At 45.2% G+C, this 26,824-nt stretch carries 16 protein-coding genes; 4 read left to right on the forward strand and 12 right to left on the reverse strand.

Annotated features, from left to right (window positions below):
* The first annotated feature begins 343 nt into the window (after nucleotides 1–343).
* Nucleotides 344–721: a hypothetical protein gene (locus I2I11_RS08025; protein ID WP_196267182.1), complete on the forward strand. Its 378-nt coding sequence runs from the start codon at nucleotides 344–346 to the stop codon at nucleotides 719–721.
* Nucleotides 722–1,321: 600 nt separating this feature from the next.
* Here I2I11_RS08025 and I2I11_RS08030 read toward each other — a convergent pair.
* The 11 genes from I2I11_RS08030 to I2I11_RS08080 form a co-directional block, all read right to left on the reverse strand.
* Nucleotides 1,322–2,248, reverse strand: a complete 927-nt coding sequence (locus I2I11_RS08030) for a hypothetical protein (RefSeq protein ID WP_196267183.1) — start codon at nucleotides 2,246–2,248, stop codon at nucleotides 1,322–1,324.
* Complete coding sequence (locus tag I2I11_RS08035; RefSeq protein ID WP_196267184.1) at nucleotides 2,245–5,538, reverse strand: coiled-coil domain-containing protein; 3,294 nt, start codon at nucleotides 5,536–5,538, stop codon at nucleotides 2,245–2,247. The genes I2I11_RS08030 and I2I11_RS08035 overlap by 4 nt, the downstream gene beginning before the upstream one ends.
* 19 nt (nucleotides 5,539–5,557) lie before the next feature.
* The gene (locus tag I2I11_RS08040) at nucleotides 5,558–5,986 is read right to left on the reverse strand and encodes a hypothetical protein (protein WP_425474768.1); all 429 of its coding nucleotides are present in this window, start codon (nucleotides 5,984–5,986) and stop codon (nucleotides 5,558–5,560) included.
* Complete coding sequence (locus I2I11_RS08045) at nucleotides 5,929–6,231, reverse strand: condensin complex protein MksE (RefSeq protein WP_196267186.1); 303 nt, start codon at nucleotides 6,229–6,231, stop codon at nucleotides 5,929–5,931. Before I2I11_RS08045 ends, I2I11_RS08040 begins: the two co-directional genes overlap by 58 nt.
* Nucleotides 6,204–7,532 (reverse strand): hypothetical protein, encoded by a 1,329-nt coding sequence (locus I2I11_RS08050; RefSeq protein ID WP_196267187.1) that lies wholly within the window; start codon nucleotides 7,530–7,532, stop codon nucleotides 6,204–6,206. The genes I2I11_RS08045 and I2I11_RS08050 overlap by 28 nt, the downstream gene beginning before the upstream one ends.
* A 924-nt stretch (nucleotides 7,533–8,456) precedes the next feature.
* A complete protein-coding gene (locus I2I11_RS08055) occupies nucleotides 8,457–8,675 on the reverse strand; it encodes a hypothetical protein (protein ID WP_196267188.1) in 219 nt (72 codons plus the stop codon).
* Nucleotides 8,676–9,175: 500 nt separating this feature from the next.
* Entirely contained in the window at nucleotides 9,176–10,147 is a 972-nt protein-coding gene (locus I2I11_RS08060) for a glycoside hydrolase family 43 protein (RefSeq protein ID WP_370582954.1), read from the reverse strand.
* A 129-nt stretch (nucleotides 10,148–10,276) separates the two neighbouring features.
* Nucleotides 10,277–12,907, reverse strand: coding sequence for a DUF5695 domain-containing protein (locus tag I2I11_RS08065; protein ID WP_230679976.1), 2,631 nt, complete (start codon nucleotides 12,905–12,907; stop codon nucleotides 10,277–10,279).
* A gap of 394 nt (nucleotides 12,908–13,301) precedes the next feature.
* Nucleotides 13,302–16,394, reverse strand: a complete 3,093-nt coding sequence (locus I2I11_RS08070) for a beta-L-arabinofuranosidase domain-containing protein (protein WP_230679977.1) — start codon at nucleotides 16,392–16,394, stop codon at nucleotides 13,302–13,304.
* Nucleotides 16,395–16,924: 530 nt separating this feature from the next.
* Nucleotides 16,925–19,528 (reverse strand): phosphoenolpyruvate synthase, encoded by a 2,604-nt coding sequence (gene ppsA, locus I2I11_RS08075; protein ID WP_196267190.1) that lies wholly within the window; start codon nucleotides 19,526–19,528, stop codon nucleotides 16,925–16,927.
* 990 nt (nucleotides 19,529–20,518) lie between these two features.
* The gene (locus I2I11_RS08080) at nucleotides 20,519–21,388 is read right to left on the reverse strand and encodes a GNAT family N-acetyltransferase (protein WP_196267191.1); all 870 of its coding nucleotides are present in this window, start codon (nucleotides 21,386–21,388) and stop codon (nucleotides 20,519–20,521) included.
* A gap of 195 nt (nucleotides 21,389–21,583) precedes the next feature.
* Here I2I11_RS08080 and I2I11_RS08085 point away from each other — a divergent pair, with 195 nt between their 5' ends.
* A complete protein-coding gene (locus tag I2I11_RS08085; RefSeq protein WP_196267192.1) occupies nucleotides 21,584–22,741 on the forward strand; it encodes a zinc-dependent alcohol dehydrogenase in 1,158 nt (385 codons plus the stop codon).
* Nucleotides 22,742–22,995: 254 nt separating this feature from the next.
* Here I2I11_RS08085 and I2I11_RS08090 read toward each other — a convergent pair whose 3' ends face one another.
* Nucleotides 22,996–23,862 (reverse strand): SMP-30/gluconolactonase/LRE family protein, encoded by an 867-nt coding sequence (locus tag I2I11_RS08090; protein ID WP_196267193.1) that lies wholly within the window; start codon nucleotides 23,860–23,862, stop codon nucleotides 22,996–22,998.
* A gap of 974 nt (nucleotides 23,863–24,836) precedes the next feature.
* Here I2I11_RS08090 and I2I11_RS08095 point away from each other — a divergent pair.
* Nucleotides 24,837–26,183 carry a PSP1 domain-containing protein gene (locus I2I11_RS08095; protein WP_196267194.1) on the forward strand — a complete coding sequence of 449 codons (1,347 nt, stop codon included), beginning with the start codon at nucleotides 24,837–24,839 and terminating at the stop codon, nucleotides 26,181–26,183.
* Nucleotides 26,176–26,646 carry a gliding motility lipoprotein GldH gene (locus I2I11_RS08100; protein ID WP_196267195.1) on the forward strand — a complete coding sequence of 157 codons (471 nt, stop codon included), beginning with the start codon at nucleotides 26,176–26,178 and terminating at the stop codon, nucleotides 26,644–26,646. The genes I2I11_RS08095 and I2I11_RS08100 overlap by 8 nt, the downstream gene beginning before the upstream one ends.
* The last annotated feature ends 178 nt before the right edge of the window (nucleotides 26,647–26,824 follow it).

Here is a 26,824-nt window from a genome sequence, read left to right on the forward strand (position 1 = left end):
CCCTGAAAGTGCCCGTAGGTCAGCTCGATGGCCTGCGGGGTATGGTGCATTACAAAGCACTTGTAGGTTTTGCTGTAGCGGACCCACCCCGCTTCTTTGAGCCGTTTACTGATAAAGGGATTGGCCTTAAACCAGAGGCGGATATACGCATTCCCCTCGTGCTCCAGGGCATTGAGTAAAGGCTGGGCGGAGAATTTGTGTAAGACATGTGGCACAAGCATTTATGGAAGCGCTAAATAAGGGTTTCTAGCCTACCTATTCGCAAAATATGCGCTTAGATGCGTTTGTAAACGTATAAAGCGATTTTAAACGTTTCTAAACGGCTAATAACAACAAAAATCCTATGGCAAAACCTGACAGAACCTGTGCCCAGTGCGGCGAAGCGGTCGTGGGCAGGGCCGACAAGCGTTTCTGCTCCAGCCAGTGCCGGGCTATGGCCAGTAACCAGCGCCGTTCAGATGATGCAGGGGAACAGCGGATGCGGGAAATCAATGCCAGGCTACGCCATAACCGGCAGGTGCTGCAACGGGCAAGTCCCGAGGGGAAGACCACGCTCAAGCGCCAGGTGCTCGAGCTGGCCGGCTTTGACTTCGGCCATTTTACGCATCTCTACCGCACCCAAAAGGGCAACACGTACTACTTCTGCTACGACTTTGGTTACCTGCTGCTCGAAGATGAAAAGGTGCTTATCGTCAACTGGCAGCCTTATATGGAGAAGTAGGCTATTCTAAAACTGCATTTAGAAAATGAGCTAGAATCATTAAATCCCTGTGGACAAGGTTCGATAATTCACTCCTTCGGTCTACACTGAAGCCCCTCAGCAGCAGCTGAGGGGCTTTTTTGGTTCGATAAAATAAGCAATTTCCCCTTTGGTCGCCTGTTGCAATGGATATCATAACATCAATTCCTCTCAAATGTAGCCGCTTGTATAAGGTAAGTAATTTTAACCGCACTACCTGACCTCCCCAAAAATCGGACCGTTGTAAAGTAGAGGAAACGTGCAATTTTTCGTACTAATATAAAAGCGAATTGCCATGAAGAAATCAAAATTCACTGAGACGCAACTCATCTTCGCCGTTAAGCAGGCCAAAACGGGCGTTTCTGTGGCGGAAGTCTGCCACAACAATAGCTCATGGGTGACAAGACACCGGAAGAGTGGTTATAAATAAATATATATAAACTAGAATATTATATTTTTACATGTCCAAAAATCGGGAGTAGCTCACTTTGCTGGCGAGCTCATAGAACAAATTTAGGGCAAATGCCTATTAGCAAATTTACAAACTGCAACAAAGGGTAGTCTTGATAACATTCTTGTTCATTAGGAGATTAAGTTTATCATCTCTAATAAGTCATTCGACTCTTCTTCAATCCACTCCTTTTTGATTATAAGTTTTTCGATTAGCCCAATCGCTCTTTCGCTGTAATTAACGCAATCTTGCTTCAGCCCTGAGAATGGCACATCATAAAGCCAATCGCTTTTGTGATTATCTGAATATATAGTTTTAGCAGCATCAATAGCAGAGGGGAAAAGCAGCTCAATTTGTGGCATCTTTTCTTTGATTTCCTGATAGATTTTTAACCCGTGATAATCCCAATCACAAGAATAATAAATAGGCAAATTAATAGGAGGAAGATGATCAAGTTTTTTGATATTATTACCTCCTACATACCAAAGCCAGATGTTGTTCTCTCTCGCTACTTCAGGATAAAGCAAAAAGTCTAAGTTTTCACACAATACAATTCGCTGAGGAGTTCTACAGTCAAGCACAATCCTGTACTGCTGATCCTTAGGATCTGATCCCAAAAAGCCGTCAAGTTCCAGAATACTCAGAACAGCCTTTTCTAAGGACGAGCCTTGAACCAGGTACTTTGCCTCATTAAAAAATTTAGCTGAGAACTTTTTCCGGCTGTATTGATTAGTAAGTATCTGTTGTTTTTGCCCAGCAATGAGCATGAGAACGCGAATATCACGTTCCTTATAGTTTGATTGTGGCTTCAGAAAAGAATGCTGTTCAAAGAAGTCCTGATACGTACGGAAGCCCTCCTTACGCTTGCTCTCATAGTATTGATCGTATCCAGGTGCTGGGATCAGTACCTTTGTATTAGCAAACTTTTGATCCAAGATACCCCGGTCCTCAAACAGATACTTGATGTAGGGGTGCTCTTGAATTTTAGCCTTACTCTGCCGTTTGGTATATATGTCGTTGAGTGCTTTTAGCTCCCTCCAAGAAAGGTTTTCGTTCATCCCTCTATGTTATTCTGATGTATGAACAAGTCAATGTCTTCAACAGGATCATCATTTGAGAAAATACCCAACGGGGGAACATAACTGGACTCATCTGCCAGGTTGTTTTCGTTCATGATATAGATGTATTGTTCCCCTTCCAGAATGTCTCCCGCTGTTTCGATTGACATGGAGATGATTTGGTAATGCTCCTGTTTTGCCAGCTTATGTAGCATATCATAGTTCCCACCTAATCCTTCCGCTTCATCTATGGGCATGACGCGGAGCCCTTTCCTTTTTTCCTTTTCAATCAATGACAATCTTGCTAATCCGAGCAGGGCATTTGCCGTATACGTTTGGCCCTGGCTCCCTGCATTAGACGCTCCGCTGTCAAGTTTCAGGTCAAAGTCCAGATCGAAGTAGGATTTGGGATTCAATAAATCTTCAGGGCTTACTTTGCCATTACCACCAGCGGCCTGAAAGGCTCTCAACATCATTTTATTTATATCCACCTCCTGTTTGAGGTCTTCAAAAAGGCCAAAGTTCATTAATGCCTCATCCAGTTGCTTCCGAAAAGGAGCCATCCATTTGTCGGGGTAATCAACTGATTTTCTATGCCTGAGTGAAGCACGGTTTCCTCCAGTAATCAAATGGTTTTTTCTCTTCAGGTAAGTATCAATCCCCTGAATTTTCTCCAGGTATTGGCTGTAGGTTTTGTGCACCTCTGTAAACACCCGCTTAAGGATCTCAACCTTTCTTGAACCAATCTCCTGAATATCGCGAGTAAGTTTATTTAAACGCTCCGCAATTTTTTCTTCTATTATACTTTTGTCTACCTTTGAATTTTCAAAAATAGTTGGAAGCAATTTGTAAGCTAATTCGCCTACAGAATAGTTATTTAATTGATTTGCATCTTCCAAGGACTTTTTCACAAGGTCATAATTAGCATGAAATGTCTCTTTAGACTGCTTGTACAGATCTTCTAGGCTAGGTTCACCTTCATCCGGATTTTGGCTTACAGCTTGATGGCTAGTAAAATCAAGCTCTGCTTTAAAAGCAACCCAATACGCTTGTTGAGACTCCTTTAATAAAGCTTCAGCGTGGGCCAATAGTTCTTCTAATGCACTCTTCCTTTGAGAAATATTAGCATGTTGTTCCGCATGCGTTGCTTTAAGTTGCAGCACCTTTGTGAGACTCGCCTCAGCTGGTATCAAGGCACTTTCTACCTCCTGTATAGTAGTTCCATCCATCAGGGTGCCTAACTCTGTTTCAGCAGCTTCCAAAGTAGCTTCTCTTTGCTGAATAAGCAGATCAATGTCAGCTTCGCCTAGTGCCTGAATACTAAAATGATTCTGTACTTGCTTAATTTCATTTCGGATACCTTTGATCTGCGCCTCCCTACCAGACTTCCCTGCAGTAAGTTGATCATGCTCATTTTTTGCTATCTCATATTCCCGCCTGATCCTATTTCTATGTTCATAGAGTTCAAGGTGGCGGTTAAATTCATCTCCTGAAAAGAAAGTAACATCATCTGGCGAATAATCTAAAAGAGCAACTCTATCATGGTACAGTTGTACAGCCTCTTCTAGTCCACCAAAGCCATCGAGAGCGGATTTTAAATTTGTTTCCGCTTCCTGTTGATCTAATAATTCTCTCACTCGTTCTTCCAGTCCGAGATGCAGCTTTAAAAGCTGAGCAAATAGATTTTCTACATCAGATGTATCCAACAAACGGCTCTCTGTGTACTTAATGAATTCATATACTCCGTCCAAGTTGATCCAAAATCCATTTTCAGCCTGATGCGCTATATGAAGATTATGAAACAATTTATCTGGAAATGGCAGATATCGATCATTCTGAGTTGGCAGTGGCTCCTGTCGAGGAAATTCTTGAAAATAGACCAAGACACTCTCCACCTCGTGCGAAACAGGAAAAACGAGGTTGTCTTTTGCCCAAACTGCAAGCGAGTCTGGATCATTTAAGTTAGAAAAGACAGAAAGTGCTTTTAAGGTTTTAAGTTTTTCTTCTATTTGTTGGAGCTCACGAGGGTAACGGCTACGCTTCACCTCAAGATCCGTACACCATGCAGAAGCTTCAAATGCACACTGTTGCCCTCTCACCTCCAAGTACCTCATGAAACGAACAAGCGTGTCCTTCTGGTTGACCTTATCACGCTCAGCCTTATACCAACCTCTTACGCTGTCTATGCTATTGTCATTTTTGCTTAACCAAAGTTCCACTTTTTCAATGGCAGTTTTATCGTGTCTGGCCTTATTAAAGTTAGCAACTGCAGCATCTTCTCGGCTGGTAGAATGAATATCTGCCTCTTCAAGGCTTTCTAGCTGTTGTTTTAGCTGCTTAAGATTAATAAGAGAAGCAACTTCCAAGCTTGCTTCCTTTCGGGTGAGTACATTTTGTCTACATTTACTAATGTTAAACTCAGTAGTGACAGCCTCAAGATCACATGTATACCTGGAATTTAGTCCCTTCCAATACCAAACTTTGGCTGTGAAATACACTAGCTTTTTTGCTTCATATTCCGCATGCAGCTGGATGATATCTTCTATATGCTTTTGTTTCTCATTGATCAGCTTGATCTCTGCTATGTATCGTTGATGTTCAATGAAATCATTGTTGATCGCTTGTACCTCCTCCTGGTACTTTTGCATCAGCTTGTTTTGATCATCATCGCCAAACAGAAATTTTTTTAAAGCAGCAGAATCTGTCTTAAACCCCTTGCCCCGTGAGAAAGACCGGAGGATGCCCGCAAAGCTTTCCAGCGTTTTGTCCTTCGTGAGATCAAGTGCCAACAACTCATTGCTATAGAGTAAATGGTGATACGCTTTCCAAGACAGCTGTTTTAACCGTACTTCCGACAATTGCTCCTCAAGTGCTCCAACTGGTAGAATCCGATCATTTATTAACAGGTTCCGATAATAAATAGGCTTGGATAACGGTGTGAGCTGCTCTTCCCAGTCATACCCACCCTGTATGATAAAGGCCTGTACTTTGTTGTGGGAACTTTCTATATATGCCCCTAGAACGATGTACTTATTGTAATGGGTCTCGATGTTCAAAAATACATATCCGATCCCGTATTGCCGGCCCTTTGGCTCCAACACCATTCCTTTAGGATCGCGCACTCTATTGCTGTCAGTAGAAGATTTGTACACGCGAGAGCCGACAAGAATAAGCTGGATCATATCTGCCACCATGCTCTTTCCGCTGCCGCTCTCCCCGCTAAAATCTGTACGATTGGGATGGAATAGGTAATCGCAGTTGAAATGCTGCTTAATCCCAATAGTAGACATACTATGTATTCTAGGGAAACTAGTTAGCATCTTGAAGCTTCTTCATTAATTCATCCATACCAAAAATTTGCGGTTGATACAGCAACCGTAGTCTTTCAAAGGACGGCAAAAACTTAAACCGGTCTTTTTCCTGCTCATCTTCCCAGGCAATCCACCCCAATTCATTAAACTTACCAAATGCCTTTAAAATGACTGTTCCTACTCGTTCATCTGTAAGATCAGAGCTCTTATCAGTCATTGCATCTGCTATCAGCTTTCTCAAGGCTGTGTGTTCATCTTCGTATTCTGAAAATAAAAGAGCGATAAAGTCAGAGATCCTGTCTAGTTCAATGTTGCCGTCAAGCTTGTAAAGCTTAAAAAACAACATGCCAATAATGATGTATTCTGTCTTTAGGTACTCCCTATGATGCTCAGAAATTTGGCCGCGACTTCCTTCTTCAAAATCGATATAGAAGTAGCTCCTAAATTCGCTCCCCCCTTTTCCAGTTTAACCATGAAGAGTTCCTGATAATATAGTGTAAGGCTATCAAAGTTTCGTTCTATAAACCGGAATAGCTCTCCAGGCAGTGGGTAATCATATTGAATATGCACCCCGCTCCTAAGCAGGTAATCTATCTTCGCAAAAACCTGATCCACCTTCTTATCCTGCAGAAAGTCTGTGCGGGTTATATTTTGCTTACTTTCATCCTCCATAAAGTAATGTTTGGGGTGCTGCTATCTTTGAATGCTTCTTGTTGTATCTGGACGCTTAGACCTTTATTCTTTAAACTCATCTTTAATACCCGCTGCGCTGTTTTCACGGCAATCGAAAGATTAAGCTGCTCCTCTTTTAGTATTTGAAAAAAGAGAGGGGAGAAGTCCAGCGACCCGTTGTGCTCGATTTCCTCAAAGGCAAACTTTGCCCAGTAGGTAACCCGGTCTTTCTCGTACTTCCAAGCTTTTGCCTTGCTTACTAACTTTTCTCGCTTGTTCTTATCAATTGTTCGTTTTGGAACTTCAACAGGCTGTTTAGGACCAATTTCCCGCAGTGGCACAATGGTGAACTGCGGGAAAACCTGCCTATCAGCTATTTTCCGCAATGGCACACCATCGGGAAGCTCCAGCAGCTTTTTGCCCTCAACTCTTGTGCATTTCGAATAGCTGAGGAGTACATCCAGAAACTGCTCTGTTTTTCTATCGAAATCACGCTGATTGAAATCGTATATAAATTCCCGTATTCGAGGCTTGATCTTTTCTATTCTGTTGCTCACCTGTTCGAGATGTGAGCGAACATGATCATTAAAGTCCCGGACTCTCTTAATGTCATCTAAATAGGAGCTCGCCTCCTGTTCCTCCAGAATTTGTGTTAGGATATCATCAATATCGTAAGTGGTATGAAAAGCCTTCTTAAGCTCGGTAGCCTGCTGCTTAATTACTTCCAGCCCCATTTCAATTCCCTGAATCGTCTGAATGATATCACCCTTTTCTTTGGTATGCTTTAACTGCTTTTTAAAGTCTTTTACTGATTCATTTACCTGTTGATCCAGTATCTCGACTTGTTCGCCCAGCATAGTATGGCGTAGTTCAAAATGGTCTTCTACCCATCGATTAAAGCCTCCCTCCTGGTTGATTGCCTCCTGTAACCTGTTGTATAAGTCATCAAACCAGCGTTTAATTTTAGCGGGGCTATAGCTATCCTCTAGCCGCTTACGGGTTCTCCTGCAGAACTCAATACCATATGGTTTAAAGCGGTACGCTTTCTTGATGCTATCACGCCACAAAAAATAATCCTGGAGTCTGAGAATAATGTTATTGTTTCGTTCATTCTCCACCCTGGATGAAACAGACCCCAAATCCCTTAATGTTATATTGATGATTCGGATAATCTCATCCTCTTTGAAATCTCCTTCCCCGAATTTATCAAATAGAGAGAGTAGGATTAATCCATCAGATTTTTCAGGAATTAGGCGATCATAAAAATCTCTGGCTTCTCTATATAGATTAAATCCCTCCATTAAATTAATAATATCAACACACAATGTGGCTCCACTTGCAGATGGCGGCAGTGAAAGTACTTAGCTCCCTCGGCAGAACTTATAAGCCTCTCTTATTCTAATGTTTATTAAATGTTTGTGCCCCAAAGAACTTAGCCTCCTTTACATTCTTTAAAATCTAGTTAATTTAAGACTCTTAAAATATAGAATTTTAGGGGAATTTACATGAAACACAGTAAATTCCTTACAGAAGGTTAAAAACGGTTTGAATCAATCAAAGCTGCGTACACGCCTGCTCATTCTTAAGTTACATACTCCTAAAAATATACTTTATCCCAAGGTCGCAGCGGTTTGACAAAATAAAAGCAATGCATTAGTAGTGGTTTAGCAACATTAACGCAACATACAGCAACGAGTAAGCAACAGCTGCGATTTGTCCCGCTTGTCCTGAAGTAGGTTGACAAAGAGAACTGCTGCAGATCTCCTCACCTAGGCTTATTGCCAGGATAAATCACTGCAATAGTTATCAATGTTGAACTCCCATAAACACTAGCAGTAACAGCATCGGGAGCAGATACAATAGCTCCTACCGAACATAAAAGTCGTTGTAGAACAAGTCAAAAGCGCCTGTTGATGAGGAGCATTACCTGTTTTGGATTGTAGCACCTGTGATGATAAACAGGCACTCAGTTAGTATTGGAAGAGGATGTTTATTGCCCCTCTCCTACCTGCAGATAATTATCCACAGCCTCAAAATCTTCGTGGATAAGGTTCGATAATTCACTCCTACGGGCTACTACAATGAAAAGCCGCTCCACATCAAATGGAGCGGCTTTTTTGATCAGATAAAGGCGCTAATTTCCCCCTTCGGTTTAACTTAGCTATCTATGTGGAAATAAAAAAGCTACCTGTTACAGTAGCTCCAGACACAAACAGCTCCCCTAGTTATTCAGATTTGGTCCTTTTCTTATAGGTTCTTTTCGGCTTGGCTTCCTCACCGGCACCGGCATTCAGGGAAATCTCAGGCGCGTTATTCAGCACGTCGTTCATTCTCTCGAATGTGCCTATCACAGCCTTTATCTCGTCAATGTTGCTCAGCTGCTTAATAACATTCATCTGCAGTCTGTCAATCTCTGTTCTCAAGTATTGCTTTAATTCAGCCATTGTTTCAAATATGTTAGATGTGGAAAATGGTTAGGGGCAAAAGTAAGGATTTACGTCCAAAGACTCAGTTCCAGTGCCCGTAAATCTTCAATTATTCATTAATTAAATAAAAACCAGCCACAATATGAATGAATTTATAGCCATTGGCTTCCTATCCTATTTCTGGAATATCAAGATATATTCCCCTCCTGCCAATTATGAAATTCAAATTAGAGTGCAAGCCTCCTGTGAGCACATCTGCCGCCGAACCTTGCGTTGGAGGACGTCAGCGAAAACCGAAAAAGTGGTTACAAATGAATATAGTAAGGCCTGTCTCCTCTACTTTACAATGGTCCGGTTTCTCGGGGGAGGTCACACCAGAAGGGTTACTTCATCTAACACCTGACTTTCCTGTTGCTTTGGCTTTTCCCCTCACTCACTGCACAACCTCAGGTCAGGATTGGCAACATGGTGAGCAGCAAAAACGCTTGTATATTCTTCTTTCGAAGCACCATATATTTTCATAAAGGCTTACCCACAGCAATTTTGCTTCCGGTGTCGTCCACCTCAAACAGGTGAGGTACGCGTATATAACGGCCGCTTTTATCTTCTTTATGGCTATGCACCGACATCAGCAGTTTGCCATCAAAGGTGCGGAACATCATGCCGTGTCCATAGTCCGGTGGTGTTATCGGCTCTTTTTCGTGTACCCAGGGGCCGGCTAATGTCCCGCTTTCAGAATAGGCCACCCCCTGCGTATAGACGTTAAACACCCAGCTTGTCCACAGCATGCCCAGCTTTCCGGTTTGGGTGCGAAACAGCCAGGGACCGTCAGTTACCTTATTTGGAATGATGTTACCGGCTTCGTCACGCTCCTTACTCCAGGGGGAATCGCTTGCACGAAAAAGTACTTTGCCCTCTCCTATCGAACCGCTTAAATCTGGTTTTAACTCTATCTTTTCTATGGTGCCGTTCCAGTTTTGCAGCCATTCATAACAGTAAACCATATAAGGTTTTCCGTCTCTGTCCACCCAAAGCGTGCCATCTAAAGTCGGTTTGTCTGCTGGCAAATACACAGGGTCTTTCATGGGAACGTAGGGCCCGTCAGGTCTGTCGCTCACCAACACATGAGAGGCACGGCGTTCAATGACATTCCCCCTCACCGTATCAATTTTCACATCCCTGTTGGTAAAGGTGGCGAAATAATAGTATTTCCCTTTGTAACGATGCAGCTCTGCTGCCCAAATCATAGGGTTCTTTCCCATCCACGAGTCTGGGTCTGTCTTCACCACCTTGTAAGGGCCTGTCCAATTCTTCAAATCTTTGCTTTTCCATAGCATCCCTCCGGTACCTGTCATATAATACATTGATGTTTTTTTGTCAGCTAAGATAAAAGGATCGCTCAAGCGAATGGAATCCAGGGGAACATCCTTTCTTATCACCGGTTCCTTGCTCTGAGAGAAAACTGCTGGCAGGTTGACAGCAACAAACACTACAACCAAGAAAACTCTTAAATAAAACGCCTTACTACAATGTTTTACTATCATGATTATCACCTTTAATCGGCTTGTATGCCGGTATCTTTTATTCGTCAGCCTGTTCCATGCACATTTTGAATAGTTCTATTTCTTTTGTCGGTCAATAATTACTTCTGTCTCTTTGTTAGAAAGGGCAATTTCATAACCACCTCTTTGCTTCGACGCTTTTGTTCTTAAACTATAGACAGTCCCTTCTTTTACTCCGGCTGGCTGCTCAATGGTTAGAAAAGCTCTCGGGGTGAATGTGTCTGCTGCATCAAGTGTTATTTTTACCTGGCCAGAAGATTGATTATAAGTTATTTTTTTCATCTTTCCAGCCTGTAAAGAAACCCACAAACCGGCAGGTGCAATAAATACCGCCGATCTGCCAGCAGTGGTAGGCTGCACTTCCACCTTTTTGTTCTTCACGCTTACATTGCCACCAAAGCCCAACCATCCGAAATCAGGATGTTGAACCAGATAAGTAGCTGAGTTCACCGCATAGCCAAAGAAGCCTGAACCGTAATCTCCGGAATAATTGTCGTTGTGCAGCGTGGAAGGATAACTGTGAAATGCAACGGGGGCAAAACCATCTTCTGTAATGTTGGAGAGTGTACCCAAAACGCCACCGTAGCCAACCCGCAGTAAATAAATATTGTCCGGTTGCCTGCGGTATGCTGTCAATACAGGAATAGCATTCAGGCCTGAACCATAATGATGAATCATCCGCTCCACACGGGGCAAACCTCCGGCATATAAAAAATCCCAGTAACGTCTTGCATTGCCGTTGTAAGCCCAGTGGGGTATAGTGGGCATATAGGCAAGGACGGCATTTAACGTAACATCGGCTTTATCTTCGTAACCAAAAAAGAGCGACCAGATGTATACCTCTTCCTGGCCGGTTGAATCCCATGGCATTTCGCTTCCGAAAGGATAAGGAAGAGAAGCCCAATGAATGGCCCGCTTTTTCATTGCTGCTTCCAGGGTACTGGCCATTTCGTTCATACCCTCAGCTTTCAAATCCTTTAGAACCATGTAAAATATGGTTCCTTCCATCTGCCCGAACTCAGCATAATAGGGTGCCTCGCGCACCATAGCCATTGCTGTTTCATAGGCATTGCTTAGGTACCAGTTCCAGGGTTGGGCAGTGACCAAGCCTTTGTGATTCCGGGCCAGGCGATACAACACCCAATGCGCCGCTGCTACGTGGGGGTAGTTATAGGAGCGACCCAGCGAATAGGCTTCTTTCTTGGGCCACAAAGACCATACCTTCAGGTTTGCAGGGATATTGTAAGTGCCAGCGGGCATAGAATCAGGCTCATAATAAAACAGGCTTTTGCGAACACCAAATTTGTTAGGGCCTTCTGTTACCTGTATGCCTCCCCACAGGGTTTCGTCTACAAAACGCTGGAGTTTGTCTACTTCTGTCTTATCAGGCAATACGGATTGCTTCATAATGGCTCCCAGCCAGCTGCCAGCTCCTGCTTCATCACTAAGTCCGGCTATCCAGACCCGTTTATCCTCCAACACTTGCTGCTTTTTCTCGTTGTCGTAACTAATCACTGAAGGACTTCGTCCAAAGGGATCTCCTTCTTTTTCAAACCACTGCTTGGTCGTCAAAAAGTTTCCATAATCGGCTACAATTTCTTTTTCTGGCTTAGTAATTTTATAATGTACTGTTTGCACCAGGCCATCTTCGTACTGAATGGTAAGCCTTGCTCTTCCCCACTTTTTGCCTTGGATAGCATAAGCCTTCCATCCATTTTTAACGGATGCCGCAGGGCTAATGACCAAAGCACCTTCCGGTTCCATCTTTATGCTCTGGACCTTGCTCTTATAGTTAATAAACAGCTTGCCGTTCACGTCCTGCGGCAATACATACCCCGGAATGCCAACGGCTACCGGGCGATTATTTTGTAGCAATTCTTCTTCAATGTTCTCCGGTGTTCCTCCGAGCACAAAGCGAACGCCATAGCTTTTTGTTTCTCCGGGTTTCAGAATAATGGAAGTTGGCTGGTTCCAGGGATCTGCTTTTTCCCATTCATTTTCTGCATAGGCTTTGCTGTACACCATCCATTCATAAAAGCCTTCAAAGGTAATACCTCTGGGAGTGGGGTCGTCATTTAAAGGATTGTACGCCTCAAAAGGAGTATGCCCGTATGGAAGAACCAGCAAAGAAGAGTCCCGTCCGTTTAGGCGGGTTACCTGTAGATAACCAGCATCCCGCCCGATGTAGGGGTCATACATAACGCTCTGCGCATGGGCCTGCACTAAATCTTTCCCTTCCAGAATATTGTTGAAAATCATGGGTATACCCAGTGCACCGATTTCCACAGCTTCTGTTGTCCGGTTAGTCAGTTCAAATCGAAGCACCAATTGTCCCTGCTCTGATTGCCAAAACCGTTTAACATTGAGTGGTATATCAGCAGGCAGCGTATTGGCCAGGTCAGCGGCAGCCAGAACAGTGCCTTTTGCTGCTAATGTTTGTACAGGCTTTCGCTGCGTAGCTGTTGAAAAAGATTTCCACTGGCCTGACTGGCCTTCGCGGATTCGTAAGTTCAAATCGCCCAGGTGATACATGCCGTTGCTGCTGCGCACTTTCAGTCTATCGCCTGGTGTAAAATCAAAAGCTGGTTCTGCCTTCGGATGCAATGCCACCACCGTTTGGGAGCTCTTTACCAATGCAACCTGAAAAGATGGCGTTTGAAAGGAGACGGTACCCTGTTCTAAATCCAATGTTGATGGGCGTTGGGCAAGGTCCTTCCATGACTGGGCAAAAAGTTGGAACGGGAAGAAAAGCAGCAGCCAGCCAAAAATTGTTGGAATAAACAGCCTTTTTGAAGCACAAACCATTTTATTGATATACAACATGATGAATGATAAACTTGAGAGTTAGCAAGATAGTACCAAAAACGCGGTACACGGTAATAGTTCGAATGAATTCGTGACTTAAAATCTTCGTTGAACTGCTTATAAGCGTAGTAACTTTTCGCCTGCTGTACCGAAATAGAGTGAGCAGATTAATGTAAAAGGCTATCCAAAGTTTAGTTCAACAAGACGGCCAGCAACCCTTAATGGGCTTGTCGCTACGCAAAGTGACGAGTTCATTAAGGGTTGCTGGCCTCAAGCCTTATTTCAGCGTAACATCCAGGTAAACAGAATGACGGCCGTATGTTTCATAAAACGGTTTAAAAACCACATCATCAATGGTGAATTGTAACTGCTGCGGATCACCTTTAATCGACTTGCTTATATCGTCAGCATCCAGGGTTACTTTACGCCATTCTTTTCTTGCTTCGGGCTCCTGGGCTGCCAGCAATATCGGGCCGTAAAACAGACTGGCTATGTTCTGCTGATCCATAACCGGATCCAGGTGAAACTGGAAGGGCATTTTCAACTCTATCGTATCCCCATCTTTCCATCTGCGGCTTATTTTCAGGTAACTGCCCGGCTTCGCGTCAAGCTTTTGTTCTTTGCCGTTGATCTTCACAAAGAATCCTTTGGTAGCCCAGCCTGGCACACGCACATTGATATCAAATTTCCCACTACCCTTAATAGTCAGACGGGTATTGTCTTCCTTCGGAAAATTTGTTGTCTGCTCCACCGTCACATTGCGTTCTGTCCATTTTACAGTTGAGGGTATGTATAGATTGACATAAAGCGCCTGGTCATCCTTACTTTTAAAGTAAATTGAATTTTGCAGTTTGGTACTGCTTTCCAATGCGGTACCGTTGCAGCACGTAAAGCCTGTCATATCCGCATTGCTAAATTGTTTTACAGACCCAGGCCTGAGTGGTACATGATACGTGTTTGCAGGGCTATTCTCGGCTACAGAAGCCAGAATATGGTTGTACAACGCACGCTCGTAATAGTCCATTAACTCTGCCCGCTGATCGAAGAGAAACAGGTCACTGGTCAATTTAAGCATATTGTACGTAGCACAGGTTTCATTCTGCCCTCCGGCAGAGAAGCCGTTTTCATACAACGTTCCCGGTTGGGCAATAAAACATTCCGCATTGGCGGGATTTCGAGCACCAGCAACTCCTCCAATGCTGTACATATAATTGTTGACGGCCTTATACCAGAAGTTATCGGCCACTTTATAATATTCCGGCTTATTAGAGACACGGTACATTTCGATACTCCCGACAACCTGAGGTATGTGTTGATTGGCATGCAATCCACGGAAAATATCTACATTTTTAGCCAGCCCATCTGTATGTGCTGTATCGCCAAAGAACACTCTGATATTATCGAATAATTGTGCTGTTTTCAGGTAGTCCTGGTTACCCGTGATCTTGTACAGATGAGCCATAGACTCATTCATGCCGCCATACTCACCGGCAATGTACGTATTCCACATCTTTATACGCGTTTCCGTTGGCAACTGGCTCAAGCGGGCATATACCCAATCACTCATGCCTGTAGCTATTTCAAGGGCTTTTTTATTGCCGCTCACCTGATATACATCTATTAAGCCGGCTAAAATTTTATGTAAGGTATAATACGGTGCCCAAACCTGGTCCTTTTGTCCTCCGTATTTGGCTCCGTTTTCTAACATGATAAACTGATCCGGGGGATAAGCGCTGATGAATCCTTTTCCCCAGTTCCAATAATCGTTACGGATGCCCGCATCACTCAGATCCGAATCATACGTTGACTTTCCAGGGCCATGTGGCACCGCTGTTGGATCGGACACATATGCCCCCCCTGCTTCTTTAGGCTTGCCGGATAATTGTGATAAGTCGTAGAGGGTATTTACCATATACTCCATCTTTTCGGAGAAATTGGCCTGAAGTGCCTTGTCATAGCCTGTACTGGCATAGGCTTGTGCTATTGCCGAGAGGTAGTGACCCGTGGCATGCCCTCTTAATTTGGTATCCTGGCTGTCCCAGACGCCCAAAGGCTTCGCTCCTTCAGGTTGTTTCTGTCCAAAAGCATGGCGGAACATGTAAAGAAAGGAGTTCGGATCGGTTTTAGCTAAGGTGTTTATAAACTTATCCCGATTTTCAATAAATTGGGTTTCATGTCCATAAGCATTAATATTAAGCGTAACCTTATCCAAATCAAAGGCAGCCAGCTTTAAATCCGGCGTAGTAGATTTCCCGGACTCTTTTATCGTGACAAATGCCTTTGGCTGAAAATTTGTTCCTGCAACACGCCCTGTAACAGTATAGCGTCCGGGCTTAAGAACAGCGGTATTATCGGTAGGAGCGGGCCAGACCACACGTACTTTTGGCCCTTTCCCTTTCATTTCATTCTTGTAAGTTCCCTGTACGTAACTTGGTAATCGTGGCAAATTCCCTACTTCTGTTTCAACCTCCACATCAGATACCTGAACTAGATAGGTGTTATAAAGCTGTGCCTCGGTAGGAGAAAATCGAGGGAGATCATCCTCAACACGCCTACGCGTTGTATTTACCACACCTTCATTGGCGCCTCTGCCTCTCCGGGCATTGTTATAGATTCCGGCAACCTGTCTGCCACTCAGGGGAACACGGTAAATACGAAAATCATGTATAAGGGCATTAAGATAGGGATCTGCCGGTAATAGGGATTTTCCGATATAAAGCAGTCTTTCTGCTGGTTGCTGACCGAATACCTCTGTTAACTCCTTTGGAATATCCTTTGCCTCGCCTACAGGCTTACCATCGACATAGGTAATCAAAGATTTTGAAGGAACATCTACCACTATGGCAAGATGAACCCACTTGTTCGCATCTATAGCCGGAGAAACCGCCCCGTTTTTACTACCTTTTTCTGCTGTTATCAATGCCTGGTAGCCTTCCTGGCCCTTTGTGCCGACAGGAGCCGCAAAGAAATGTTTAGTGGCATCCTTTCCGAAATCAAAAAAACGTTGGCCAGGTTGCTTCGAACGCAAGTATATCCAACCTGATATACTGAGCGATTCTAAATCTGTCAATGCTTCTCCCGGAATAGTAACAAAAGCATTGTTGTCCCCGGAAAGCGACAAAACCTTTCCAAACCGTGTGTCATTTACAAATGTGGCTTCGGTGCCTTTAAATTTGGCGTGCAAATTATTCCGGGACCAATCTTCGAGATCTCCGTTAAATATATAGCGTGCAATCATTCCCGTTTCACCAATCCCATCCAGCATCTGGTCTCCATTTTGTGCCTGAGCGGTGTTAACACCCTGCGTCAAAACAGCAACAATCAGGATGGCACGCAAGTATACTTTGTACATTCTCATTTTTAAAACCATATTTATTAATTACTAAATACTATGATAAGAGGAGATGAAATTAAAATGCGTTGAATAAAAGATCTTTTTGCTCCACATATCCACCTTTAGAGGTAGTGCTTTCCCGGTTTGCACCAATTGGAGTTTTCCCGATTAAAATCGTAAAAACCAGGGAATAAGCTTATGTAAACCAATTCATTCAAGTAAATAATTCATTATTTGATAATTCCCAATAAAATTATCAAGAATCCGGGTGTTCCTATAAGCTTATCTTAGCTAATAATCATACGATATTAACAAGTGCCTTACACAACCAAAGATATGTTTTAAATCAATTTTCCTGAGTACCCAGTGTTTTCAAATACATCACACAAGTCGTCAAAAGTATAGACGTCCCTTCTGACTTTACTCTGGAAAGTAGTGCGTTCACGGTACCCGATAGCTTTTCTGACACGGCGGAAGTTAGTCTGTCAAGCGCCTGCAGGTATAAGAATAGATAAAGCTAAAGGTATAGTTACTAAACCGGGATTGACAACAGGCAAGATCCCGGTTTATAGGATTTCTACATACCCTTCTGTTCCATGCACGCGAATTCGCTGCCCATCTTTTATCAGTTTGGTCGCATTTTCTACTCCGACAACAGCCGGCAAACCATACTCTCGTGCAATAACGGCTCCATGAGTCATCAGTCCGCCAACTTCGGTAACCAGGCCTTTTATGGATACAAACAATGGTGTCCAGCTAGGGTCAGTAAAGGAGGTGACCAATATATCTCCATCTTCTATATCAGCATTTTCCATTTTCAATATAACACGTGCCCGTCCCTCTATCACTCCGGAAGAAACAGCCAAACCTACCATAGCTTCGGCTGGGAGATTTTCCCGTTTGTACTCACCTGCAATGATTTCACCATCAGATGTGATAACACGTGGCGGGGTTAACTTCTCATATAATTTGTACGCGTCTTTTCGTTTGCTAATGATCTGGTAATCCAGTTTATTGGTGCGTAAGACTTCGTGAAGTTCCGCAAGAGTGAGGTAGTAGCTATCTTCTTTTCCATGAATAACGCTGGCTTGTACAAGTCGTCCGGCTTCTTTCAGTAAAGCCTGCTTGTAAATGAAGTAGCGACTGACAATGACGTATTTTGGATATTCACGATAACCAATGAGATTCCGGACCAGGCCGATCATCCGTTTTGTCTCTATGGCTTTTTGTTCGCCATCCGGTAATTGCTTCAATCGTGCCAACAATTCCTGTTCTTTGTGCAACGCTTCCTGTCGCCCTTGTTCAAACTTCCGGCTACTTTCATTCGATTCAAAGTTTTTGATGTTACTGAGAATCAAGGGCACAAGTATAGTTGGTTTTTCGCTCCAACGCGTTTTCGTAATGTCGATTTCTCCGGCACATCGCATTCCAAATTTGCTGAGAAAATCATAGATAGCGGCTCGGGCTTCCTGTCCGCCCTTACACTTTACCAGTTCCTCCAAAAAGTTTTCATCTTTTGCTCGTTGTAAATACTCAATAAGGTCCGGATACGGACGAATTGCATCGGCAACATCCAGGAGCGCCAGCCCCATTTCTGACGTGATATTATTTGGTACGGATTGAGAAAGCGTATCTGCTGCGTTTTTTTCACCCAACCACTCGTTCATTTTTTCATTGATCCAGGATGAAGCATTCATAGCAGTCATAATCACGCCGAAACTTTGTGGATCAGATAAACTCTTCTTTAATTTCTGAATGTCTTCCAGAATAAAATCAATGAGATCCGGGCCTGATTTTGTTTGGATGTTTTGTCGTAACTCAGCTATCGATATCTGACTGCTCCTGATCAAATCATAAACGATTTGGGGATCATAGTCATGCAGTATTTGAAAACCGGAAGGCGGCATGCCTTGCTTGCTTTTACCGGGATTATCATCTGGCAACGATCGTATAAAATCTCCCCGCTCTATGATGGTCGTCATGGCGTCTTTGACGAGTGGATCGGATTTTCCGAGGACGTTTATGAGGATGTTTCTTTTTGCGGGTGAGGCCAGATCCTGTGCGACATCAACAAATAACCTTCCTCCGGCTTTATACATAGGCCGGCCAGCCGTTAGCTGCCATACAGATATTCCCAATGGCTTCATGGCATCGGTCATCATTTGTTGATGACCAACGGATACATAGACGTGATTTTCCTGATCGTTCACTTCAGGAATCGGGAATACAGTCGTCATCGGGCGGCTCTGGACGATGAAAAATGTGCCATCAGACAAACACCATTCGATATCCTGAGGTTTACCAAAATACGCCTCAATTTTTCTTCCGAGGCGTTCGAGTTCTATAATTTCTGTGTCCGTAAGTGTTTGAGCATTTTGCTGTTCGGGGTCAATCTCCTTTTGCTTTGTACCGCCTTTTTCTGAAGCAATAACAGCAAGCTTTTTGGTGGAAATCTTCTTAGCGATAATGCTGCCTTCACGGACTTTATAATTATCAGCATTTACAATTCCGGAAACCAATGCCTCACCAAGCCCAAAGCTGGCATCAATGGACAATATCTTTCTATTGGAGGTAACCGGGTCTGCTGTAAACATAATTCCTGCTGCATCCGGAAAAATCATCTTCTGAATGACAACAGATAAGTAGACCTTTCTATGGTCAAATCCATTTTGTAAACGGTAGATTATAGCTCTGTCTGTAAAAAGCGATGCCCAGCATTTGCTGATATGCTTCAGGATTGCGTCCTTTCCGCTAATGTTCAGATATGTATCCTGCTGGCCTGCAAAAGAGGCTGCCGGTAAATCCTCTGCAGTCGCGCTGGATCGTATTGCATAGGCATTTTTTTCACCAAGCCTGGAGAAGAGACGGGTGATCTCTTCATGAATGTCCTGAGGAATGGCTATCCCTTCGATGGTCCTGCGAATCTCAGCGCTAAGTTCACCGATTTTATCCCGGTCCTCCACCTTTAAAAGCGATAGCTGTTCGAGTAATTCGTTAACCGGTGCCGTTTCCCCAATAATTCTCTTAAAAACTTCAGTAGAAATACAAAAGCCTTCCGGTACGTGTATCCCTTCAACCTTGGTAAGCTCCCCCAGGTTTGCGCCTTTACCCCCGACAACCTTGCGTTTTGTCCTGTCAATCTCCTGAAAACTATATAGAAATGGGCTCATACTGATAATACTTGCAATAATAATTTGCAGTCGTAATTTATAATTTGAAAGTCATTTCCGAATAAATTTTGCCATTCAAATATTTAATTCCTGTAACAATGGCAAAAGCTTATTTAGAGATTACATTGAAAATTGATGACACTCACAGAGAAGGTGCTGCCGGTGTTTGCAACCAGTACAAATCGCTTTTTCAGAACCGGTAACAGGGGCTTTATCGAAAGAACTTTTGGTGCATGCGGAAGATATACGGACAATAGTATTAGGATGCACTCCATACTTGTGTACCAGTTGCTAACGAGTTTGCTGTTCATTAAGCGCCTCAAGGGCTACCTGTGCGTTGAACCCGGCTGAACAGGAGCTAAAATCACCAGCAATCTTATACCTTTTCTGTGGCACGTCTCATTCCATGTAAAATAACTGATAATTTTTAGAACATTATATCTCATAATCAGTATATATGGATGTAATCAATAAACATTATAGATATAACCATGACACGAGAAGAATTAATTGAGTACAGAGATTGGTTTTGGAGCTCTTATCCGAATAATAAGCTGGTTTTGCGCCGGGCGTTTGTAGTAGAGTGGAGAAAGACGAAAGTAGCTCAACGCAGAAAAGTCTACGCCTAGAAGAAGATTTTCTTCACCGCATTATAGAGTTGCTGCAGAAAGCTTAACGTGAGGGGCCGGCTAATTCTCTGAAGTCTACTGTACTTGCCTGCCGTGGTAGTGCTTTCCAGGGCGTCTGCGGTGGTGCTGTTTTTCCTGGCTTCCACATTGCCCGGCACCTTCTGTTGTCCCGGACGCCCCTTCCGAACAACACCCCTGCTTTCCGCCGTTTGATGTACGTCGTATACTTTTACACCGGCTAGTTGCGTTTATGTAAAGTGAAGACAAGGCACACCTGCTCTGTGAAAGGATTCGGATCAACTACCATTTCCTGCTCCTGCATGAGAACTGCCGGCCCGCATCATTTATTTCCCGGGCTTCCTTATACTAAAGGCAGCAGCATTTCATATTGCTTCAGGATGCGGCTGAAATGGCGGCGTTTTAAATAGGAGATAATGTTCTCTCCAACGGTGTCCACGTTAATCAACAGCAGCGCCGGAGCCTCCGTCCGTTGCACCACCTCCCGCAGCAGCGCGGTACCAATGCCGGCATTACGCTTATCCTGCTTAACCGCCAGTTGCACAATGGAGGCATTTCTTGAGAAGAAAGCGACATATCCTGTCAGTTGCTGCTGCGCATCGCGTGCTTCCAGCAATATTTTCGGCTCCGGGCTGCGCTTGAAAGCATCGGCCATGTTCTGCCACGAGGGCTTTACGTCCCGAAACGAAGTATAAGCCGTCCAGTCAGGATGAGCCGCTTGGCTTATGCTTATACCTTCCGGCCGGGCTACATCCAGCAGCAAGTCTTCTTTCAGACCACGGAAGCAATCGAAAGAGCGCGTAATGCGGAAGCCGGTGCGCTCGTAGCTCTTCAGGGCCGGCGCATTCTCCTGTATTACTTCCAGCAGGCACTGCTCCACACCGCTTTCCTGCAGCCTGGGCAACAAAAACCGGTACAGTTGCTGCGTAAGGCCGCGCCCTCTGAACGCTGGAATAACGCCGGTGCCTGCATTGTAGGCAGTCGGTTTGCCCTGCCACTCACCCAGCCCTGTAAGTATAAACCCAACCATTTCATTTTCTGCAAAGGCGCCCACGCAAAACGTAGGTTCGATGCCCTCCCGCTTTACTTTTGCCCTGAACTGCTCCTCGTTTAGCTGAATGGGTATCAGGTAATCAGCAAATGCCCGCACAAAAGTCTGGTGCAGCTGGGGCATTTGTTTGGCTGTCAGAAAGGAAAAAGTCAGGTTGTTCATAGGTTATAGCAGGCTTTAAAATGAATCAGAAACCGGCGCTGCACTACAGTATAATACACCTGCCGGAGAAAGGTTACCTTAAATTCGGGCTCCGCTACACCCGAACTATAGCAACTCACTATTCCTAAAGCCGTTATAGATAACTTATCAGCCGGGATTGCTGTGATACCGGCCAAGCAACTATAAATCAAAACTATGAAAGCACTTGTTTTTCACAAGATTAACGACGTAAGCGTTGAAACTGTAGACGATCCGAAGATTGAAGAGCCCCGCGACGCCATTATCCGCGTAACCTCTACCGCCATCTGCGGATCAGATTTGCACATCCTGGATGGCTTTGTACCACAGATGGAGGACATGGTGCTCGGCCATGAATTTATGGGCATTGTGGAAGAAGTCGGGCCCGGCGTAGGCAACTTAAAGCCAGGCGATCGGGTAGTGGTTCCGTTCCCTATTGCCTGCGGTACCTGTTACTTCTGCAACCACCAGTGGCCGTCGCAATGCGAGAACTCAAACCCTAATTACGGCCCCGATGGTGGCTTTATGACAGAAAAGGGCGGCGGCATATTTGGCTATACCGATTTGTATGGCGCTAAAAATGGCGGACAAGCAGAATACGTGCGCGTACCTTACGCTGATTTCGGCCCGCGTATTGTGCCGGATAATCTTACAGATGAGCAGGTGCTGTTCCTGACCGACATTTTCCCGACAGGCTGGTCAGCAGCCGACTGGGCCCGGATAAAAGGCGGCGAAACGGTCGTTATTTTCGGAGCCGGCCCGGTAGGCATCATGGCTGCCAAATCAGCCTGGCTGATGGGCGCAGGCAGGGTATTTAATGTGGACATCCAGCAATACCGCCTCGACATGGCCAAAAAATCCGCCAATTCAGAAACCATCCTCTGGGAAAATGAAGATCAGGTGGTAGAATTTATCCGTAGCGTAACCGAAGGCCGCGGCGCTGATGCCTGTATCGATGCGGTGGGTATGGAAGCAGACCGCAACGTGCTGGAGAAAGCCAAGGCCGTTGTGAACCTGGAAAAAGGAACGCCGAAAGTGCTGGAAACCTGCCTGAGAGCGGTTCGCAGAGGCGGCGTGGTGAGTGTGGTGGGCGTGTATGGCTCTCCTTATGACAACTTCCCTCTTTACAGATGGTTTGACAAAGGCGTTACGCTGATGGGCACGCAGGCGCCGGTGCACATTTACATCGATCACCTCCTGAACCTGGTACAGGAAGGAAAAGTAACCTTAGATGATATCATCACGCACACGCTGCCGCTTTCGCAGGCTGCACACGGGTATGAGATCTTCAAGAAAAAAGAAGACAACTGCGTAAAAGTCGTCCTGAAACCATAGGCTGAACACGTTCAAAGAATCAGATTATCAGGTAAATGGTGACGAAGCATAAACCTGATCTTGTTCAGCACAAAAAAGCCGCCGGCAGAATATTATTCTGCCGGCGGCTTTTTTGTGCTGTTTGGTTCGCCTTTGTGCGGCGCTGGTAAAACCTTGCACTTGCAGCTGCCTAAATAGGCTTCTACGACCTTAATCGCTCTGCCCTGTTTTTATACTTGTTGAAAATAAATGCAGTACCATGGCAGGAACCCTGCTTATTTTACCTCGTAGGCTACCACCTTGTTGGCAAAGAAAGTAGGTACCAGCAACAGATGCTGCGCAGGAATATATTCTATATCGGCTGCATTTACCTTATCCGCTTTGGTATCGAGCAGCTTTTTTACTTCGCCGTTTGCTGATACATGGTTTATTTCGCCATTCCAGTTAGAAATGATGAAATCATTGCCGTAGGGCACGATGCCGTCTCCGCCTGCTAATCCTTCGGCTATCTTTCTCAGGGATTTTGTCTTTTTATCCACCTCATAAAAAATACCTGTGCCCATATCGACCATGTAAAATTTGCCCTGGTGTGCCAGCAGGCCATTTGGCTTCTGAAAGCTGTCATTTTCAAGCCATACCTCGGCCTGGTTGTTATTTAACCTGTAGATTCTTTTCTTATCTGAGTCGGACACATACACAACGCCCTGCGCATCTACGGTAATATCATTCAGCATGCCGGCATCCTTTACTGCTATACTGCGGATAACCTTTCCGGTGTTTATATCAACCACCACTACATTGGTAAGGTCGGCTACATACAACAGCCCTTTGGACAAGCCTAAGCCCTTCGGCGAATCCATGCCACCTGCCACCCATTCCACCTCCTGCACATCACCCGTCAGCGAGATGCGGCCGATAGATCCGTTCCCGTCTTTCCCGGCAGCCGGATCGTTGATATTGGAAACATAAAGCACTTTATTTGCCTTGTCATACAGCACCGACTCTGGCTCCTTCAGGGTAGCAGGTGTTTCCCACTTCTTTTCCAGGCTAACCGTTTGCCCCATAACAGGCGTGCTCCACTGGAGGGCAGCCAGCATCAGGCTCCCCAATAAACAGTTCTGAATAATAGGTGTCGCTTTCATAGTTATACTTTAAAATGAGTACTTTCCGCCATTTAACAGATTAAGATACACAATATTCGTGATTCAAAAACTAAAAGGCATATAAATTCATGCGTGCTGTTCAGCAATCCTACGAACATTGTTTTAAACACAAGTAAACGCGGCTACATTTTTAATTTGAAAAAAGCGCTTGTAAAACAGCCCTGATACTTTTTTGCTTCGATACAACTGATAAAGATGGCTTTTCTGAAGTATAAAGCGCAGGTATCGCTATTCATACCTGAGCTGAAAACAGCGCTTCAACGAAATTTATCTTTAGCAACCCTGTGCACTACGTTCTGACATGCGCATTTTTATACTTATAAGCTGAACTCGATAATTAAAACGGTCAAAGTTGCTTCTCCAGGTAGCTTCAGTTTATCCTGAGTTTAAATCCCAGCTGATTTTATAGTTTCTTATGTGCGCTCCAAGTCCGCGAGGACTCGTTTTCCCATTCGGCGCTGCTTTCCTTTCCTGCCCTCGTACCTCGGGCTGCCTCGTTAAAGCTCGTCACCGGAAACTCTCGAGGCGCCTCACGGAAAAACTGGAAAGTTCTTTGCTCCGATTCAGCTAATAAAAATTGCTCTCTGAAGTATAAAGCTGAGGTATGGCTATTTATACTTGCAATAATTATCGAGTCACGTTTATAAGCTGATTTCCCGTTGAACTGCTGTATCGTTGTGGCAGCCGGAACAGCACCAGAATAGCACTTTGTTTGCTGCCATACTTGTACATTTCAGGGCCTGGAAAAGCAAAAGCCTAAAAATTTGTTATATTTGTTAATTAACGAAATAGAAAACAAGAATAGCATAGCTATATAAGGAGATAAAATTGTGGGATGTAATTCATGTTCAAGTGGCGGCGGATGCAGTACCGGCGTAGGTGGCTGCAAAAGCAATGGCGGCTGCAGCACAGGAGGCTGTAACCGCTTAAATGTATTCGACTGGCTCAGCGATATGGATTTACCAGTATCGTTTGAGGAGTTCGATATTGTAGAAGTAAGATTTAAAGGAGGCCGCAAAGATTTCTACCGTAACAGCAACAGAATAGAGCTGACCACCGGCGATGCCGTGGTAGTAGACGTGCCCAGCGGTCATCATATTGGTTTCGTATCGTTGAAAGGCGAGCTGGTGCGCCTGCAGATGCTCAAAAAGAAGGTAGACAACAACGAGGAAATCCGCACCATTTACCGCATCGCCACTGAGCGCGACATGGAGAAGCTGAACGAGGTGCGCGATCTGGAAGGCGGCACCATGTACCGGGGCCGTGAAATTATTCAGCAGCTTGGCCTGCGAATGAAGTTATCGGATGTGGAATATCAGGCTGATAAATCGAAAGCCACCTTTTATTACTCTGCCGACGATCGCGTGGATTTCCGGGACCTGATAAAGAAGCTGGCGGAGGAATTTAAGGTCCGCATCGAGATGCGCCAGATAAGCCTGCGCCACGAAGCGGGCCGGCTCGGCGGCATCGGCTCCTGCGGCCGCGAGCTGTGCTGCTCTACCTGGCTTACCGATTTCAAGAGTGTGTCTACCACGGCGGCCCGTTACCAGAACCTGTCGCTGAACCCGAGCAAACTCTCCGGTCAGTGCGGCCGCCTCAAGTGCTGCCTCAACTATGAGCTGGAGACATACATGGCTGCGCTCAAAGACATACCAACCGTAAACCGGCCCCTGCAGACACAACGCGGCGATGCCATACTTCAGAAAACCGACATCTTTAAAAAGATGATGTGGTTCGGTTACCGGGGCGACAATAACTGGTACCCGGTGCCGGTAGCACGTGTGCAGGAGATACTGGCAGAAAACGCAGCCGGCAAAGTGGTGGAAATGCTGGTACCGCAGGCAGCGGAAGAACCTAAGCAGAACGAGTTTGTGGCACAGGTAGAAGGTAACCTGGAGCGCCTCGACGACAAGTATAAAACCAAAAAGAAGAAAAAAAAGAACAGGCGCCCGTCAGATGGCGTTGCACCGCAGACGGCCACTGCTGAGGACAATGTACCAGGCGGCAACAGGCCTGTCAGCCGGCCCGACACGCGGCCGGATCAGGCAAAGCGCCCACGCGGGGAAAGGCCTGCCAGGAACCAGAGCAGGGGCAACCGGCCAGGCGATGAAGCCAAAGAGAACCGTGACGCCAGGCCGCCGCATGTGCGCAAAGAGAGAGGCACCGAAAAACCGGCCGGCAATCCGCAGGCCGCTGCAAGTGCGCCGCAGGAAGGACAGGATCAGCAGAAAAAGCGCCCCCGGAAACCATTCAGGGGCCGCAAGCCGGATCAGAATAAACCGCCGCGCACCGATGCATAAGAAGCTGCTTTTGTTTATTGTGGCCCTACTGCTGCTCGCGGGCTGCGATCCGAAACGGGTATACGAGCAGAATGTGGATTTTGCAGATGGGAAGTGGGCCATAGACAATGCGCCGGTATTTACCTTCGAGATAAAGGATACCTCGCAGGCTTACAACATCTACTTTAACGTGCGCTATGATTTGCAGTATGACTTTTACAATTTATACCTGCGCCACCAGCTCACAGGCCCGGACGGAGAGCAACTATCTGCCGGGCTGCACGAGTTATTGCTGATGGACCCCAAAACTGGCAAACCGCTGGGGAAAGGATCTTCAGATGTGTACGATCTGCAAACCTTGGTACTGAAAGACGTAACTTTTGACAAGGCAGGCACTTACACGCTGCGGCTTACACAATACATGCGCCGCGACCCGCTGCCTTATGTGCAGGCTGCAGGCATACGCGTAGCACGCGCTGATTAAATTTCACCAAGGGATCTAAGTATAAAAACCGCCTCCGGCTAGTATGCAGGCGGTTTTTATACTTAGACCCTTTACTGCAGCGGGGGCAACAAACTACGTGATTTTGCGCGTGCAGCAACTTAACAGCTTCGGGGCAAGTAACAGGACTAAAAACTTACTTTAAAGCAACCGCCTATAC

It is taken from the genome of Pontibacter rufus, assembly GCF_015694705.1.
Taxonomy (GTDB): Bacteria; Bacteroidota; Bacteroidia; order Cytophagales; family Hymenobacteraceae; genus Pontibacter; species Pontibacter rufus.